We start from the raw sequence: 14,406 nt of genomic DNA on the forward strand, positions 1-14,406 counted from the left end.
TTTACTCCTCAGCTCGCCGCCGTCTCTATCGCCTGCGAACCAGCGATTGCTGAGGCGAAGTCGCGATACGGGCGCAGTGGGCGGCCCAGAAGCGCAGTCAGGCGCTCGACGTCGCCGTCCTCAGGCAACATCCCTTCGGTGAAGAAGCGCTCGCCCATCAGGCGCATGTCGTATGCCATCCAGGCGGGCAGGAACTGCTTCAGATTTTGCTCAAAGCCCTCTGCATTATCGCCGCCGTAATGGATCGGGCGGGCGAGCACGTCGGACCAGATGGCGGCGATATCCGTCCCAGTCAGTGTCTGCGGACCGACGAGGTTGATCCGGTCGAGCGCAAGCGGCTCTGCGGACTGCTCGCGGCGCAGCAGCTCAAGGGCGGCGATCTCGGCGATATCACGGACGTCAATCATGGCGAGACCCTTGGCGCCGATCGGCATTGGGTAGGTGCCGTAGCCGGTGATGGCGTCTTCGATCATCAGATCGTTCTGGATGAAGTAGGCCGGGCGCAAGATCGTAGCCTTGAAGTCCATCTGCTCGATCATTCGCTCGACGGCGAACTTGCCCGCGAAATGCGGCACGTTCACATAGACGTCAGCGTGGATCACCGACAGATAGACGATGCGCTCGATGCCGGCCGACCGGGCGACGTTGAGCGCGATCAACGCTTGGGTGAATTCGTCCGGTACCACGGCGTTCAAGAGGAACAGGGTTGAAACGCCTGACATGGCTTTGCGCAGCGAATCGACATCGAGAAAGTCGCCTTGCACGACGGATACGCCTGCCGGGAAGCTGGCTTTCGACGGATCGCGGACGAGAGCACGGACATCAGCGTCGTGCCTGACGAGGTGTTCGACGACTTGGCGGCCAATATTGCCGGTGGCGCCGGTAACGAGAATGGTCATGAAATTTCTCCTGTTGGGTTGCTTGACACCTCCAATATGTGTGGCTCACTGAGAGCCCAATAGACGGAAATTTTAGACGCATCGTCTCACTGGTGGAACACCCATGGATCTTCTTGCGCTCGCCGATTTCAATCTCGTTGCCCGCCATGGTGGCTTCGGCAAAGCGGCAAGGGCCACCGGCCGGCCCAAGGCAACGCTGTCCCGGCGCGTTGCAGAGTTGGAAAGCAGTCTTGATCTGCGCCTGTTTGAACGCGGTGCGCGTAACCTGAAGCTCACCGAAGAAGGACGGGCGCTGTTCGAGCGGACGGGAGCGTTGCTTGCCGAATTGGACGAGACGACTTCGGCGATTGCCTCGGGCGCCCAGAGACCCAAGGGGAGATTACGGATCAGCGCACCTTTACATTTTTCGCAGACCGCAATGGGAAGGATCGCCGCGGGCTTTGCCCTTAAGTACCCGGAGGTGAAGCTTGAAGTGACGACTGAGGACCGGCCTGTCGACATGATCGAGGAAGGCTACGATCTGGTAATCCGGGTCAATCCAGATCCCGACGAAGGCCTGGTCGGACGGGCGTTTCTCCGCGACCGCCTGATCGTTGTGGCGAGCCCCGATCTTCCTCGCAGCACCGGTGAGCGCGCCGCGCCCGGCGTTGCGCGCGGGGCAGGCGAACTGCAAACATGGCACGTGAAGACACAAGGTGGCCGGTCAACAATTACAATCGAGCCGGTTCTCGTTTTGTCGACGCTCATTATGGTTAGGGATGCCGTGCGAGCCGGCGTCGGTGCAGGACGTCTTCCCATTTCGTTGGTGAGCCACGACTTGGCTGACGGCACACTGGTGAATTGGGGGGATATTGACGGTCCCGAAATCTCGATTTGGACGCTCTACCCATCGCGGCGGCTGCTCAGCGCGCGAGTGTCGGCGTTCTTGGACTTTCTAAAACAGGCTTTCCCAAATGGGACGCCGGACGAACTCGCCGCCTACATTGGCAGGTGATGACCGAAGCCGCTTTCGGGCACCGACAGCCCTATGCAAAAAACAATGGAAGCTGCAAGCGTGCCCTCAATACCTTTGCTAACGTCTGCTGCGCGCTACATCCGCGCCCTGGCCGAGGTGGGGTCATATGGCGAATCCGCGATGACTTCAGCGGTCTTCCATTCCCCCAGTATGGCGACGTCGAGCTTGGTGCCGGGCGTGCCGAGACGTTCGGGCAACAGCGCCAGCGCCACATCATGTCCGAGCGTATAGCCATAGCCGCCCGACGTGATGCGCCCGACCAGTTCGCCATTGAGGTAAAGGCCCTCGGAAGCGAGCGTGCTGGCGCCGTCGGTCTCGATCCTGAGCGTCACCGACCGGCACTGGTCGTTTTTGTCCTTGTATTTCAAGACGGCGTCCCGGCCGATGAAGTCACCCTTGTCGAGGCGGATGAAGCGTTCGAGCCCGCTCTCCAGAGCGTTGAGCTCGGGATTCATGTCGCGGTACATGGCGCGGTAGGATTTCTCCAGCCGCAGCGATTCCAGCGCATGCAGGCCGACGAGCCGCAGGCCGTGCTTCTCGCCCTCTCCGAGGATCGCGTCGAGCAATTGCCGCTGGTAGGCCATGGGATGATAGAGTTCCCAGCCGAGCTCGCCTTCGTAGTTCACCCGCAGCATGCGCACATCGCTGGCAAGCGCGACGCCGCCGGTCTTCACACCGAACCAGGGAAAGGCTGCGTTCGACAGATCGATCTCCGTCAGCGGCTGCAGCACGTCTCGCGCCTTGGGACCGACGACGGTGAAGCAGCCGCGCTCGTTGGTGACGTTCCTCAGGCTGACGCTGCCGTCGGCGGGAAGCAGTTTTGACAGATCGTCGAAATTCCAGCGTTCGGCGCGCGGCGTCGAGATGAGATAGAAACTGTCGTCGCCAAGCCGCGCCACCATATATTCGGCCTGCACGCCGCCGCCAGCGGTGAGGTGATGCGCCAGCACGGCCCGGCCGGTCGCCGGCAGGCGATTGGCGAGGATCCTGTCGAGCCATAAGGCCGCGCCCGGCCCCGACACCTCGAACTTGGTCATCGGCGTCATCTCGACCAGGCCGACGGCGTTGCGCACCGCCTGCACCTCCTCGCCGACGAACACGCCTTTGGCGGTCCAGCGCCAGCTGTACTGGTCCTTGGCCTCGACGCCCCTGGGCGCGAACCAATCGGGCATCTCCCAGCCGTTGAGCACACCCCAGACCGCACCCAGTTCGGTCAGCCGCGCATAGGATTGCGCGGTCTTCTGTGGGCGGGCGGCGGGCATGTCCTGCCCCGGATATTTCTGCTCCGCATGCGTGCCCCAGGCCTCGCGGACCTTCTCGCGCGTCCAGGCCTTGTTGGCGTAGTCGCCGAAGCGGCGCGGGTCGAGATCCGAGGTGTCGAGGCTGTTGGTGCCCTCGACGATCCGCTCCGACAGATAGTAGCCGATCGTGCCGCCCCACAATATGCCGCCCGGCACACCCTCGGCGAGCCACACATTGCGCAGGCCCCAGGCCGGTCCCATCAAGGGAAGCTCGTCCGCCGTCATCTGGAAGGGGCCGCGGACATTGGCCTTGATCCCGGCGCGTCCCAGTGCCGGCACAAGCTGCGTCGCCCGCTCCCAGTTCCATGACACCGCCTCGAAATCCTCTTCGACGAGATCGGCGCCGAACCAGGCGGGAACGCCGTCCTCGGCGAACAGTTTGAGGTGTTCGGTGCGCTCATAGGGCCCGAACATGAAGCCGTCGCCCTCCTCGCGCAGATAGCCTTCAAAACCCTCGTCGCGCAGGATCGGCATTTCCGCGCGTCCCTGCTTTTTGCGCTCCACGATCTCCGGCACCGGCTCGGTGATCCAGTACTGATGCAGGATCGGGATGGCGGGGATGTCGAGGCCGAGCAGCGCGCCGGTCTGGCGTGCGTAATTACCGGTCGCGCAGACCACATGCTCGCAGATGATGTCGCCCTTGTTGGTCGCGACCCGCCATTCGCCGCTTGCGGTCCGCTGAAAGCCGGTGACCTCGGTGTTGAGATAGATCTTGGCGCCCAGATCCCGCGCGCCTTTGGCCATGGCATGGGTCACGTCGGCCGGCGCGATATGGCCGTCATCGGGATGATAGAGCGCGCCCAGCATATGCTTGTTGTCGAGAAGCGGGCACAGCGCCCTCGCCTCCGCCGGCGACAGCAAATGTGCCCGCATGCCCTGGACGTCGGCGACGCTCATATAGCTTTTGTATTCGTCGAGCCGGTCCCTGGAATTGGCGATCCGCAACTGGCCGCATTTGTGCCATCCGACAGGCTGCCCGGTCTCGGCCTCGAGCCCTTCATAGATCTCGATGGTCTTGTTGATCATCCGGCCGATATTGATGTTGCGGGCATAGGACGGGACGAGGCCGGCCGCGTGCCATGTGGAGCCGGCGGTCAGCTGCGTGCGTTCGAGCAGCGCGACGTCGGTCCAGCCGCGCTTTGCTAGGCCATAAAGAATGCCCGCGCCAACACACCCGCCACCGACAACCACCACCCGCGCATGCGTCTGCATCGACCCACCAAATCCCCAGTCATTTCCACTCTGTAGCGTCGAAGCTACAGGCGGCGAAAGACCGTGTAACGTCTTCAAAAACTAGGGGTGATGATAAGCTGGATTTATGCAGGCGGTGCCTGGCCGCCCGTTCCTGTCGCGCCGTCTGGTGCTCGCAGTGCATCATGCTGACAAAATCTGTCACTGCCTTGTTCTATATGCCGGTCATCGACATCAAACAAAGGAACGAACGATGACTGGAACAAACGGCAAGGCCCTGACGATCGCGCAGGCCTATTTCGACGCCATGGCCAACAAGGACGTGGAGCAGATCTCCTCCATTTCTGCTGAGGACGTGGTTTGTATTTCTCCGTTGGGAGAGCTTCAGGGCGTGCAGGCATTCCGCGGCTTTCAGGAAGGCTTCGCCTCGATGATCAAGACGCTGACGCTGCTCGCAGCCTTCGGCGATGATGACCACGCCGTCATTGTCTACAATGCCGAAACCTACCCCGTCCCGAGCGCGGTTGTCGCCGAGCACGTCGTCATCAAGGGCGGCAGGATCGCGTCGACCACCGTGATCTACGACGGCACGCCCTTCGCCGAATATCTGAAAACGGTTCAACCGCACTGAGCCGCGCCGGCAGACGGAAGTCCCCCAATGACTACCAGCGCCCTTGAGACCGAACGGCCGAGCAGCTTGGCCGAGGTGATCTCCATCCCTGAGAGACGAGTTATGAAACGCATCCAATATGACCGCTATGGCGGCCCGGACTTGATGAAGCTCGAGAATTTCGAGCTTCGCGCGCCGGGCAAAAGCGAGGTTGCCGTCAAGGTCCACTTCGCGGCCATCAATCCCATCGACTGGAAAGTGCGCAACGGCGCGCTGAAGATGGTGACGGGGAAAACATTCCCTCGTGCCCTGGGCAGCGATTTTTCGGGAACCGTCACTTCGGTCGGTCCCGGCGTCTCGCGCGTCAAGGTCGGCGATGCCGTGTTTGGCCTCGCGCCGATCAAGGATGGCGGTGCGATCGGCGAAGCCGTGATCGTGCCGGAAACCTTCCTTGCCAAGATGCCTAATTCGATCTCCTTCGAGGAGGCGGCGTGCCTTGCCACGCCCGGCATCACCGCCTGGAATGGTCTCGTCGACAAGGCGCAGTTGACGGCAGGCAAGCACGTCCTCATCAACGGCAGCACTGGCGCCGTCGGCGAGTCGGCGGTTCAAATCGCCCGCATGCTCGGTGCAACAGTCTCCGGAAGTTGCAGCGCGGAAGCGATGCAAAGGGCGCGCGACCTCGGCGTTCAGACCGTCTTCGATTATCGCAAGACGGACCTTTCGAAGATCAGCAACCGCTACGACGTCGTCTATGATACCGCCGGCACGATGACCGTCGCCGTCGGTCTCGGCCTGCTGCGCAAGCGTGGTTTCTATCTCGACATCAACCCGACGCCGGCCAAGTTCATCCGCGCGCTGTTCAACCGGCACCTGAAGCCGATCATCTGCACGGCGAGAGCCGACATTCTCGACAATCTCGCCCGCGCGGCGGGCAAAGGGGCACTCAAGCTGCCGGTGGTGGAAATCGTTCGTCTTCAGGATGCGATTGCGCTGGTGACCGCCCTTGAATCCGGCCGCAGACTCGGCGGAAAAGGCTTGGTGTCCATGGCTTGACAGCCTGCTGCCAAAGTTTGGCACGGTGTGTGCTAGGATAGTCCGATGTCCAAGAGCAACCGGCTTTTCGAACTTATGCAGATGCTGCGCCGGCACCAACGCCCGGTGCCGGGCACCGAGCTTGCGCGCGAAGCCGGGGTTTCCTTGCGGACCATCTACCGTGACATCGCCGCCTTGCAGGCTTTGGGCGCTCAGATCGAAGGCGAGCCGGGCTTTGGCTACATCCTAAAGCCCGGCTTCCTGCTGCCGCCGCTGATGTTCACCGAGGAAGAAATGCACGCGCTCACGCTTGGCGCCCAATGGGTAAGCCGGCAGACCGATCCTGGCCTCGCGCGCGCCGCAGAGAACCTGCTTGGCAAGATCGGGGCGGTGCTGCCTGCAGAGCTGCGCCCAACCTTAAATGAGAACGCCTTCCATGTCGGCCGTGCGCCGGCTCATGTGAACGAGATCGATTTGCAGATCGTGCGCCAGGCGATGCGCGAGCAGCGCAAGCTTCTCATAAGCTATCGTGACCCCAAGGGACCCGCGACCGAGCGGATCATCTGGCCAATCATGCTTGGCTTTGTCGAGACGAAACGCTTCGTCGCCGGCTGGTGCGAGTTGCGGCAAGACTTTCGGCTGTTCCGCACGGACCGGATTGGCCGAGCTGAGTTACAGGCCGGCCGCTACCCGGGGCGCCGCCGTGATCTGGCCAAGCAATGGCGGGTCAAGGTTGATGGCGAAAACGCAAAACTATCCGGCTGAAGTGAACATCCATTCCTTGCGGCGGACTGTTCGACCCAGTGCCCTACCCAAAAATCCGCTCGCCCTGTTCATCGACCAGCTGGATACCCTTCTTGATCGAGATGTCGACGGCGTCGTCCAGTCCGGCGAAGCGGTCGGCGCGGATGAATTTGTGTTCCTTCATCACGCCGTCGATCTCCTTGGAGACGATTCCGCAGGTCTGGTACTGGCCGTCGGCCTTGTAGGGCGTGGCGCTGATCAGGAAACCCTTGTGCTCGACCTGCTTGGCGGGTGCCGCACTTTTGGGCTCGGCCGCTTCACCACTGCTGCCACCGCCGAATAGACGTTTCAGAAAAGACATCGCTCAAATCTCCTTGTTCGCCCTGCAAACCGCGGTCCGTTCGCGATTCACGACGTTTTCGTCCCAGCATGCGCGAATGTGCCGCCGCGTTCCAGCCCCCTGATGAAGACCGCGACCAGCAGCTCGATCTGCTGGTCGATCTCGTCGGCCTGCCGGCGCACGGATCTGGCCGCATAGCCGCTGGTGACGATGCCATGCACGCTTGACCACAGCGTGCGCGCGGCGATCCGGCGCGTGTCGTCGTCGAGGTCGAAGTCGCCGCCGGCGAGCACCTGGGCAATGATCTCGAACAGCTGGTCGAGCCGCGCCTCATACGCGTCCGGCTCGGCCAGCGTCGGACGCCGCCTGTTGAAGGCGAGCAGTGCCGGCCAGCTGCCGGGATGCGCCTCGACAAAACGGACATACGCGTCGGCCAGCGCCAGCAGGCGCTGGCGCACATCGGTAGTGCCGCGCTTGGAAAGATCGGCCATCGCCGCTGCCCCTGCCGCACCCAGCCGGTCGAGCAGCCGCATGTTGACGGCACGGTGCACCCCGTCGAGATCGGAAAACAGGTTGTAGACCGAACCGACCGAGATGCCCGCCTGCTCGGCTATGGTCCTGGCCTTCAGATTGTCCATGCCGCCCTCGTTGAGCAGCACCTCGGCAATCGCCAGCACCCGCTCGCCCGTCTCTTCCCTGTCCAGTGCCATATCAATCCTTGTGAATGCGCGCGCCTTGCGCTGCACGCTGGTTCGAACCGCGATTTCCTCTTGTTTACCATACCCGGGATTTCGTGAACAGCGTTCAAAAACCTCTTGAACAATGTTCATTTCCTGTTATGTTGGCTTCGTGAACATTGTTCACGGGAACATTCGAAGGGAGAAGAACCATGCTTAGCCTGATCAGAACATTGCTCGACGGCGCCAGCGCAAGGGCCGAGGACGGCCTCAAGGATCGCTTCGCCATCGACCTTCTGGCGCAGCGCATCCGCGACGCCGAGGCGGGCCTTGCCGCCGCCAAGCAGACGCTTGCTTCGCTGATCGTTCGCCAGCGTGCCGAGCAGGCCGGTCTCGACCAGCTCGAACGCCGCCATGCCGATCTCGAAAGCCGCACGCTCAGCGCGCTCGCCGCCGGTAACAACGGGCTCGCCGAAAGTGGTGCCGCGGCCATCGCCGAGCTGGAGAATGAACGCGAGGTCCGTCGCGCCACCGTGCAGAACCTTGGCGAAAAGACCTTGCGGATGCGCGTTTCGGTGGAGCGGGCGCATCGCCGCATCATCGACCTCAACCAGGGCATGATCTCGGCCCGGGCCATCGATGCCGAGCGCAAGGCACAGTCACGCCTGGTCAGGTCGATCGGCAATTCTGGAAGCCTCAACGACGCCGAGGAGCTCTTGGCCCGCATCAAGGGAGCCAGCGACCCGTTCGAGGAGGCCGGCATCCTCGACGAGATCGACGGCGAACTGCGTCACGAAGCGATCCGCGACCGCCTTGCCGACGCCGGTCACGGCCCGGCGGTGAAGGTGCGCGCCAGGGACGTGCTCGAGCGCCTCAAGACCATCAACTGAAACCTGCTTTCGAACCTGACTTCCATCCAATCCAACATCATCGAACCAACGGAGAACTCCAATGAACGCCAATCAGACCTACATCATGTTCAACACCGCCTCGGTCGGTGCCGCCTATTTCATGCTCGGCCTGTCGCTGTGGCTGGCGCCTGTCGACCTCGCGACGAAGGGTTACTGGGCCATGGGCATCCTGCTCTTGACCGGCAGCCTGGTGAACCTGGTCAAGTACCGCACCGACGAACGCCTGTCGGCCGAGATGACCGCCAAGATCGAAAAGGCCCGCAACGAAAAGCTGATCAGCGAATATGTCGGCAAGGAATGATGCCGGCCTGCCTTGACGCAAAAAAGCCCGGGTCTCCCCGGGCTTTTTTGTGCCTTGCAGAACTTGGGCTCCTCACCTCCCACGGGAGTGGGGGAGAGGTGGCGCGGCGAAGCCGAGACGGAGAGGGGGAATGGCTCGACCTTGAATGAGGTCTGAGAAAACTTGCCAGCGCAGCGACCCCTCTCCGACCGCTTCGCGGCCACCTCTCCCCCGCTTTGCGCTACGGCATGCACACATTCCGAGCGGCTGGTCTTTGGCGATAGCGTACATGGTAGCTTGGCGCATGCATGTCTTATGCTGCGCTGGTCGACCCCCACTCCGTCTCGGCTTCGCCGAGCCACCTGCCGGGGCGAGCCACGGGTCTCGCCCGTCCTTCGGACCCCCGATCGACGGGGTAGAGGAAAGGCGCCAAGCTTTTTGCCGTCAACGCTCGTCCAGAAACGCTCCCTTCCTTTCCCTCCGGAGGGGGGAAGGTGGCGCTGCGAAGCAGCGACGGATTGGGGGAACCACGTAGCAATCAAGCCTCGGGCCGATCAGTCACGCCAGTCACAGAAGATGTGTGCATAGCGTAGCCGCTTTGCGGGGGCGAGGAATCCTGGTCTTGCTAGATCCGCGCCAGCACCCTGCTCCGCGCCTCAGCGGTGCGTCAGCGCTTCCAGCGCTTCGGCCGCGGCTTCGAGGATGGCGATCGCCTCGGCCTGCTTTTCAGCCGGGGCATCGACGATCTCGCCCAGCGCCGCGCGCAGGCGGTGACGGATGGCGCGGAATTCGTCGCGCGTTTCCGAACGCTCGCCACGGCCACCACGGCCGCCGCGACGGTCCTCGCCATCGTCGTTCCAGCCGAACCAGTCGCGCGCCTTGGCCATCTTGCGGCCGAAGCGTTCGAGATGGTCGAGCACGCCGTCGATCATCTCGCGATTCTCAGCCAGATGCGCCTGCCCGGCCTCGGTGATGGAAAACACCTTCTTGTTGCCGTCCGCAGCGGAGGAGGCATAGCCAGCCTCTTCCAGGAAGGTCAGCGTCGGGTAGACCACGCCCGGGCTCGGGCTGTAGATGCCGCTGGTGCGCTCTTCCAGCGCCTTGATGATGTCGTAGCCGTGGCGAGGCGCCTCGGCCAGCAGCGACAGGGTGATCAGCTTGAGATCGCCGTCGGCCAGCATGCGGCCGGCGCGAAACATGTCGCCCGGGCCACCACGTCCGCCACCGCGACCGCCATGGCCGAACGGGCCAAAGCCGCCGCCCCCTCTGCCGAACTTGCCGGCCATGTGCATGAACATGCGCTCGCCGAAATGGCCGCGTCCGAAATGATTGTCCTTATGCATTGATTGCTCCTTGAGTTCTATCTTACGATATATCTTAATTAGGCGCGCTCTTTCGTTGAGTCAAGATATATCTTACGATGTATCTGAATGTGGCGCCAGAGGCTTGCTTTCGCCGAAACGCGCGGCTAGAAGGCGCTCGAGGGTCGAAGACCGCTCCGTAAGCGTCTGACGTCAAGCAACGCATCCAACCCCGGTCCTTCCGGGCAGTTACGCCGAAACCGGCGAACGGATGCCACATGCGAACGACCGGACACTTCAGGGAAACTCCCAAAATGACTGCAAGACATCAGCGCAGGAAGCTGCCTGCGCACTACGCCGCGATCCTCAGCCCCTTGGTGCTGTCGCTGCTGATGACCTTCATCGTCTCGTTCATCTCGACGTTGAAGAGTCTCGGCTTCCACCCCGGCCTGCCGTCCATCTGGATGACCGCCTGGGGCCTGTCCTGGCTGGTGGCGTTTCCAACGCTGCTGCTGGTGTTGCCCATGGTGCGCCGCATCGTCGGTGCGCTATGCGAGCCGGCCAGCCGATAGAGCCGGCAGACAAGGGTCCGGAGACACCTTCCGGACCTTTGCGCCTCATCGAATGTTACCAGCGGCCCTTGCGCCGGTTCCAGGCGTAGAGCAGGTCGGCGAAGCGATCATAGGCAAGGCGCGTCAGCGGCAAGGCAACCGGATTGCCGAAAAGCGTGGCCAGCCAGCCCTCGCCTGGCGTCGCCTGCCACACGGCAATCGCGACATCAGCGCCGACCAGCAAGCGGCCATTCGCATCGGTGGCATGCAACCGGCGGCGGATGTCTTCCAACGAAGCGCCAAAACGGCCAAGTGCCGCCGGCTCCAGATTGATGTCGCGAAATTCGATCCGCCCGGCCTTGACCGCTGCGATCAGCCGCCGCTTCTGCCGGCTGATGCCCGCATCGCAGACAGGGCAACGCGTGTTGTACCAAACGGTCAGTTCAGGCTTGGGTGTTTGCTTGAGCATGATCTTGGCATGCTCAGCCGTGGCCGTGACGATGATGCAGGTCCGGATAGTGCGGATGCCGGTGGCGCGTCGGCGCATGCCGGTGCCTGTGCGAATGCGGCTCGCTCACCGGCCCATCATGATCATGCTGGTGGTGTTCGTCATGCACATGGCTGTGCTCATGTTCCAGCGCCTCATGGTCGTGCTCATGCTCGTGGCGTTCCGACAGATGCAGCCACAGGCCGACGCCCATCAAAAACCCCGCAATCACCAGTTTGAAGGTGACCGCATCGCCCAGCATGACGATGGCCAGCAGCGCACCGATGAACGGAGCCAGCGAGTAATAGGCGCCCGTCCGCGCGGTGCCGAGATGGCGTAGCGCCAGGATGAACATCACCAGGCTGACGCCGATGCCGAGGAAGCCGACGGCCGCCGTCGCCGCGACAATGGCCATCGCGGGAAACGATGCCCCGGCAACAAGTGCCAACCCGACATTGGCCGCACCCGCCACCAGCCCTTTCAGCATGGCGATCACCACAGCGTCGGTGGCCGAAATCCGGCGCGTGAAATTGTTGTCCAGCCCCCAGGCCAGGCAGGCCGCCGCCACCAGCAGGGCGCCCGGGTTGAAAGCAACGCCGCCGCCATTCCACGACAACAGCACCGCGCCCGCCAGAATGGCTAAGGCGCCAAAAAGCAGGCGCCGGTCGACATTCTCGCGGTAGACAAGCCAGGCGATCGCCATCGTCGCCAGCCCTTCCAGGTTGAGCAGCAGCGCTGAACTGGACGCCGTGTTGAGACTGAGGCCGAACATCAACAGCACCGGCGCGACGATGCCACCCATGCCGATTGCCAGCGCCAGCCAGGGAATATCCCGGGCGCCCAGCTGCGCTTCGCCGGCCGCCGCCTGCTTGCCGCGAAGCAGGCGGTAGAGAGCGAGGCCGACGCCGGCACCGAGATAGAGCAGGCCGGCCAGCATGAAGGGGTTCACGGCATCGAGCAGCAGCTTGGAAAGTGGCGGCGTCGCGCCGAACAGAACAGCCGAGCCAAGGGCGAGCGGCACGCCGGGCCAGAGATGCGAATGCGTTTCGGACATGATCTCATCCTATAGCGTGCGCGTCACTTGCCGCGCATGGCAGCCTTTGGCCCGATGCATTTGTTGTCGCGAAACAGCGCCCACTCCTCGCACAGGCGCCCTTTGGGCAACCGGCAAAACCCGTATTCATTGCCGGCCTTGTCTTTCCGGATCACCAGGCGCCCGCCGATCTCGCCGCAATGGACGGATGCCGGATTGGCCATGCCGACCGGTTTTTGCGCGGCGGCGCCGGCGGCGAACGGCATCGACGATATCAAGGCGAGGCTGGCGGCCAATATCGAGGCGTTCTTCATCGCGATCTCCCCTGGCCGCAGTCTATCATGGCGACGCGTCCTGTCCTGCGGCAAAGCGCCGTCAGGCCGGCACTTGGCCGCTGCCTTCAAGGAGCCCTGTCGCTTGCTTCATCCAAGCGACGAGATGATCTCGCGGTAAGCGAATTCCGGGAAAGCCTTCAGCGTGCGTGACTTGAGGTTTCCGTTCGCGGCCAGCATCAGCGCGAAACGCGCCAGCACCGCATCATCGGGCGCTTCGACCACCGCCACCATGTCGTATTCGCCCATGGTCAGGTAGAACGCCTTGAACGACCCGCCCATGTCTCCCAGCTGCTTCCTGGCGGCGTCGAGGCGCTTGGGCGAATCGCGCACGTTCTTCGCGCCCTGCTCGGTCCAGTTCATCAGCATGATGTAGGTCGTCATGGTACGCCTCCTTCCGGAGCCACGGAGCACGGCGGCTTCGCCGGGGCGGGCATCCGGGTTGTCGCCCAGAAAATGCATCCGACGCGAAATTATCCTCCCGCGGCGAACGTCCCGCAAGGACCACCGCGCGTCGGCGCCGACCAAGGGAAAGCCGGTTTAAAAACCCGTCTGATTGCGGCAATCTCCATCTTGGCCGTCAGCCCGGGAAATCCCCAATGTCCAGAGCCGATCCGGCCCGCAGGAGAATGTCATGCGCGAGACAACAGACCTGCCGCCGGACCGGGTCGACATTCCTGCGGCATGGATCGGCGAGGACATGGCAAAGCATTCTGAACAATGGCTGGTCGAACTGGGCTCGCGCGACGTCGCGGAACTGGAATCGGCGGCCGCCGGTTTTCTCGCCCGCTCACGCGATATCGGCAACCTGAGCAAGGCCGATTTCCCCTTACCCCGGCTTGCCGGCCATCTTTCCGCGCTTCGCCAAAAACTGATCGTCGGAATAGGCTTCGAGGTGCTGCGCGGTCTCCCGGTCGCGGGATATTCCGCTGAAATGACGGCGACGATCTTCTGCGGGATCGGCGCGCATCTGGGAAGCGCACGCTCACAGAATGCCCAGGGCCACATTCTCGGCCATGTCCGCGACATCGGCGCCGACGCCAGGGACGCCACGACACGCATCTACCAGACGGCGGAACGCCAGACGTTTCACACCGATTCCGCCGATGTCGTCGGCCTGCTCTGCCTAAGGGATGCCATGCAAGGCGGCGAGTCGCTGCTGGTCAGCACGGTGACGATCTATAACGAGATGCGCAAAAGACGGCCCGATCTGGTCCGCCTGCTGTTTGATCCGATTGCAACCGACCGGCGCGGCGAGATACCGGAAGGCGAAAAACCCTATTTCGAGATCCCGGTCCTCAACTGGCATGCGGGATTGCTGACCGGCATCTACCAGCGCCAGTACATCGACAGTGCCCAACGCTTCCCGGATGCCATGCGGCTCAGCCCCGCGCATGTCGAAGCGCTGGATCTCTTCGACAGCCTTGCCAATGATGTCAGGCTGAACCTGTCGATGCGGCTTCAGCCCGGCGACATGCAGTTCGTCTACAATCATTCGCTGCTGCACGACCGCATGGGGTTTCGCGATTGGCCAGACCCGGACAAGCGGCGCCATATGCTGCGCCTGTGGCTATCGGTTCCCGGCGACCGCCTGCTGCCTGAGTGTTTCAGGCAGCGCTACGGCTCGATCGAGATCGGCGACCGGGGCGGGATCATTGTCAAGGGGACCCGGCTGAACGTGCCGCTATAGGGCAATTCC

17 protein-coding genes are annotated in these 14,406 nt (G+C 62.9%); 8 read left to right on the forward strand and 9 right to left on the reverse strand.

The window, feature by feature from the left end; all coding sequences use genetic code 11:
* Nucleotides 1-8: 8 nt before the first annotated feature.
* A complete protein-coding gene (locus HB778_RS05575) occupies nucleotides 9-899 on the reverse strand; it encodes an NmrA/HSCARG family protein (RefSeq protein ID WP_095204228.1) in 891 nt (296 codons plus the stop codon).
* A 103-nt stretch (nucleotides 900-1,002) separates the two neighbouring features.
* Here HB778_RS05575 and HB778_RS05580 point away from each other — a divergent pair, with 103 nt between their 5' ends.
* Complete coding sequence (locus HB778_RS05580; RefSeq protein WP_183462162.1) at nucleotides 1,003-1,893, forward strand: LysR family transcriptional regulator; 891 nt, start codon at nucleotides 1,003-1,005, stop codon at nucleotides 1,891-1,893.
* A gap of 95 nt (nucleotides 1,894-1,988) precedes the next feature.
* On the opposite strand, the gene HB778_RS05585 is transcribed toward HB778_RS05580, so the two are convergent.
* Nucleotides 1,989-4,427 carry a GcvT family protein gene (locus HB778_RS05585; RefSeq protein ID WP_183462164.1) on the reverse strand — a complete coding sequence of 813 codons (2,439 nt, stop codon included), beginning with the start codon at nucleotides 4,425-4,427 and terminating at the stop codon, nucleotides 1,989-1,991.
* 106 nt (nucleotides 4,428-4,533) lie between these two features.
* Here HB778_RS05585 and HB778_RS05590 point away from each other — a divergent pair, with 106 nt between their 5' ends.
* The 3 genes from HB778_RS05590 to HB778_RS05600 all read left to right on the forward strand — a co-directional run bounded on the left by HB778_RS05590 (nucleotide 4,534) and on the right by HB778_RS05600 (nucleotide 6,816).
* The gene (locus HB778_RS05590; protein ID WP_244661823.1) at nucleotides 4,534-5,037 is read left to right on the forward strand and encodes a nuclear transport factor 2 family protein; all 504 of its coding nucleotides are present in this window, start codon (nucleotides 4,534-4,536) and stop codon (nucleotides 5,035-5,037) included.
* Nucleotides 5,038-5,139: 102 nt separating this feature from the next.
* Nucleotides 5,140-6,072, forward strand: coding sequence for an NAD(P)-dependent alcohol dehydrogenase (locus HB778_RS05595; RefSeq protein ID WP_183462166.1), 933 nt, complete (start codon nucleotides 5,140-5,142; stop codon nucleotides 6,070-6,072).
* A gap of 45 nt (nucleotides 6,073-6,117) precedes the next feature.
* Nucleotides 6,118-6,816, forward strand: a complete 699-nt coding sequence (locus tag HB778_RS05600) for a helix-turn-helix transcriptional regulator (protein WP_183462168.1) — start codon at nucleotides 6,118-6,120, stop codon at nucleotides 6,814-6,816.
* Nucleotides 6,817-6,859: 43 nt separating this feature from the next.
* On the opposite strand, the gene HB778_RS05605 is transcribed toward HB778_RS05600, so the two are convergent.
* Both HB778_RS05605 and HB778_RS05610 read right to left on the reverse strand, forming a co-directional pair.
* Nucleotides 6,860-7,156, reverse strand: coding sequence for an HlyU family transcriptional regulator (locus HB778_RS05605; RefSeq protein WP_183462170.1), 297 nt, complete (start codon nucleotides 7,154-7,156; stop codon nucleotides 6,860-6,862).
* 47 nt (nucleotides 7,157-7,203) lie between these two features.
* Nucleotides 7,204-7,845 (reverse strand): TetR/AcrR family transcriptional regulator, encoded by a 642-nt coding sequence (locus HB778_RS05610; protein WP_183462172.1) that lies wholly within the window; start codon nucleotides 7,843-7,845, stop codon nucleotides 7,204-7,206.
* 179 nt (nucleotides 7,846-8,024) lie between these two features.
* Here HB778_RS05610 and HB778_RS05615 point away from each other — a divergent pair, with 179 nt between their 5' ends.
* Both HB778_RS05615 and HB778_RS05620 read left to right on the forward strand, forming a co-directional pair.
* Nucleotides 8,025-8,702 carry a PspA/IM30 family protein gene (locus HB778_RS05615; protein WP_183462174.1) on the forward strand — a complete coding sequence of 226 codons (678 nt, stop codon included), beginning with the start codon at nucleotides 8,025-8,027 and terminating at the stop codon, nucleotides 8,700-8,702.
* A 61-nt stretch (nucleotides 8,703-8,763) separates the two neighbouring features.
* On the forward strand, nucleotides 8,764-9,024 hold the full coding sequence (locus HB778_RS05620) for a YiaA/YiaB family inner membrane protein (RefSeq protein ID WP_023779112.1): 261 nt from the start codon (nucleotides 8,764-8,766) through the stop codon (nucleotides 9,022-9,024).
* Between the two features lie 635 nt (nucleotides 9,025-9,659).
* On the opposite strand, the gene HB778_RS05625 is transcribed toward HB778_RS05620, so the two are convergent.
* Nucleotides 9,660-10,346: a PadR family transcriptional regulator gene (locus HB778_RS05625; protein ID WP_183462176.1), complete on the reverse strand. Its 687-nt coding sequence runs from the start codon at nucleotides 10,344-10,346 to the stop codon at nucleotides 9,660-9,662.
* Between the two features lie 272 nt (nucleotides 10,347-10,618).
* Between HB778_RS05625 and HB778_RS05630 the strand changes: the two genes are divergently transcribed.
* The gene (locus HB778_RS05630) at nucleotides 10,619-10,876 is read left to right on the forward strand and encodes a DUF2798 domain-containing protein (RefSeq protein ID WP_183462178.1); all 258 of its coding nucleotides are present in this window, start codon (nucleotides 10,619-10,621) and stop codon (nucleotides 10,874-10,876) included.
* A 55-nt stretch (nucleotides 10,877-10,931) separates the two neighbouring features.
* Here HB778_RS05630 and HB778_RS05635 read toward each other — a convergent pair whose 3' ends face one another.
* The 4 genes from HB778_RS05635 to HB778_RS05650 all read right to left on the reverse strand — a co-directional run bounded on the left by HB778_RS05635 (nucleotide 10,932) and on the right by HB778_RS05650 (nucleotide 13,091).
* Nucleotides 10,932-11,324: a thiol-disulfide oxidoreductase DCC family protein gene (locus HB778_RS05635; protein ID WP_183462179.1), complete on the reverse strand. Its 393-nt coding sequence runs from the start codon at nucleotides 11,322-11,324 to the stop codon at nucleotides 10,932-10,934.
* A gap of 13 nt (nucleotides 11,325-11,337) precedes the next feature.
* Nucleotides 11,338-12,396 carry a DMT family transporter gene (locus HB778_RS05640; RefSeq protein ID WP_183462181.1) on the reverse strand — a complete coding sequence of 353 codons (1,059 nt, stop codon included), beginning with the start codon at nucleotides 12,394-12,396 and terminating at the stop codon, nucleotides 11,338-11,340.
* A 23-nt stretch (nucleotides 12,397-12,419) separates the two neighbouring features.
* Nucleotides 12,420-12,689 (reverse strand): putative hemolysin, encoded by a 270-nt coding sequence (locus tag HB778_RS05645; RefSeq protein WP_183462183.1) that lies wholly within the window; start codon nucleotides 12,687-12,689, stop codon nucleotides 12,420-12,422.
* A 108-nt stretch (nucleotides 12,690-12,797) separates the two neighbouring features.
* The gene (locus HB778_RS05650) at nucleotides 12,798-13,091 is read right to left on the reverse strand and encodes a GYD domain-containing protein (RefSeq protein WP_183462185.1); all 294 of its coding nucleotides are present in this window, start codon (nucleotides 13,089-13,091) and stop codon (nucleotides 12,798-12,800) included.
* A 250-nt stretch (nucleotides 13,092-13,341) separates the two neighbouring features.
* Between HB778_RS05650 and HB778_RS05655 the strand changes: the two genes are divergently transcribed.
* Nucleotides 13,342-14,397, forward strand: coding sequence for a TauD/TfdA family dioxygenase (locus tag HB778_RS05655; protein WP_183462187.1), 1,056 nt, complete (start codon nucleotides 13,342-13,344; stop codon nucleotides 14,395-14,397).
* Nucleotides 14,398-14,406 lie beyond the last annotated feature (9 nt).

The sequence above is a fragment of the Mesorhizobium huakuii genome (assembly GCF_014189455.1).
GTDB classification, from domain to species: domain Bacteria; phylum Pseudomonadota; class Alphaproteobacteria; order Rhizobiales; family Rhizobiaceae; genus Mesorhizobium; species Mesorhizobium huakuii_A.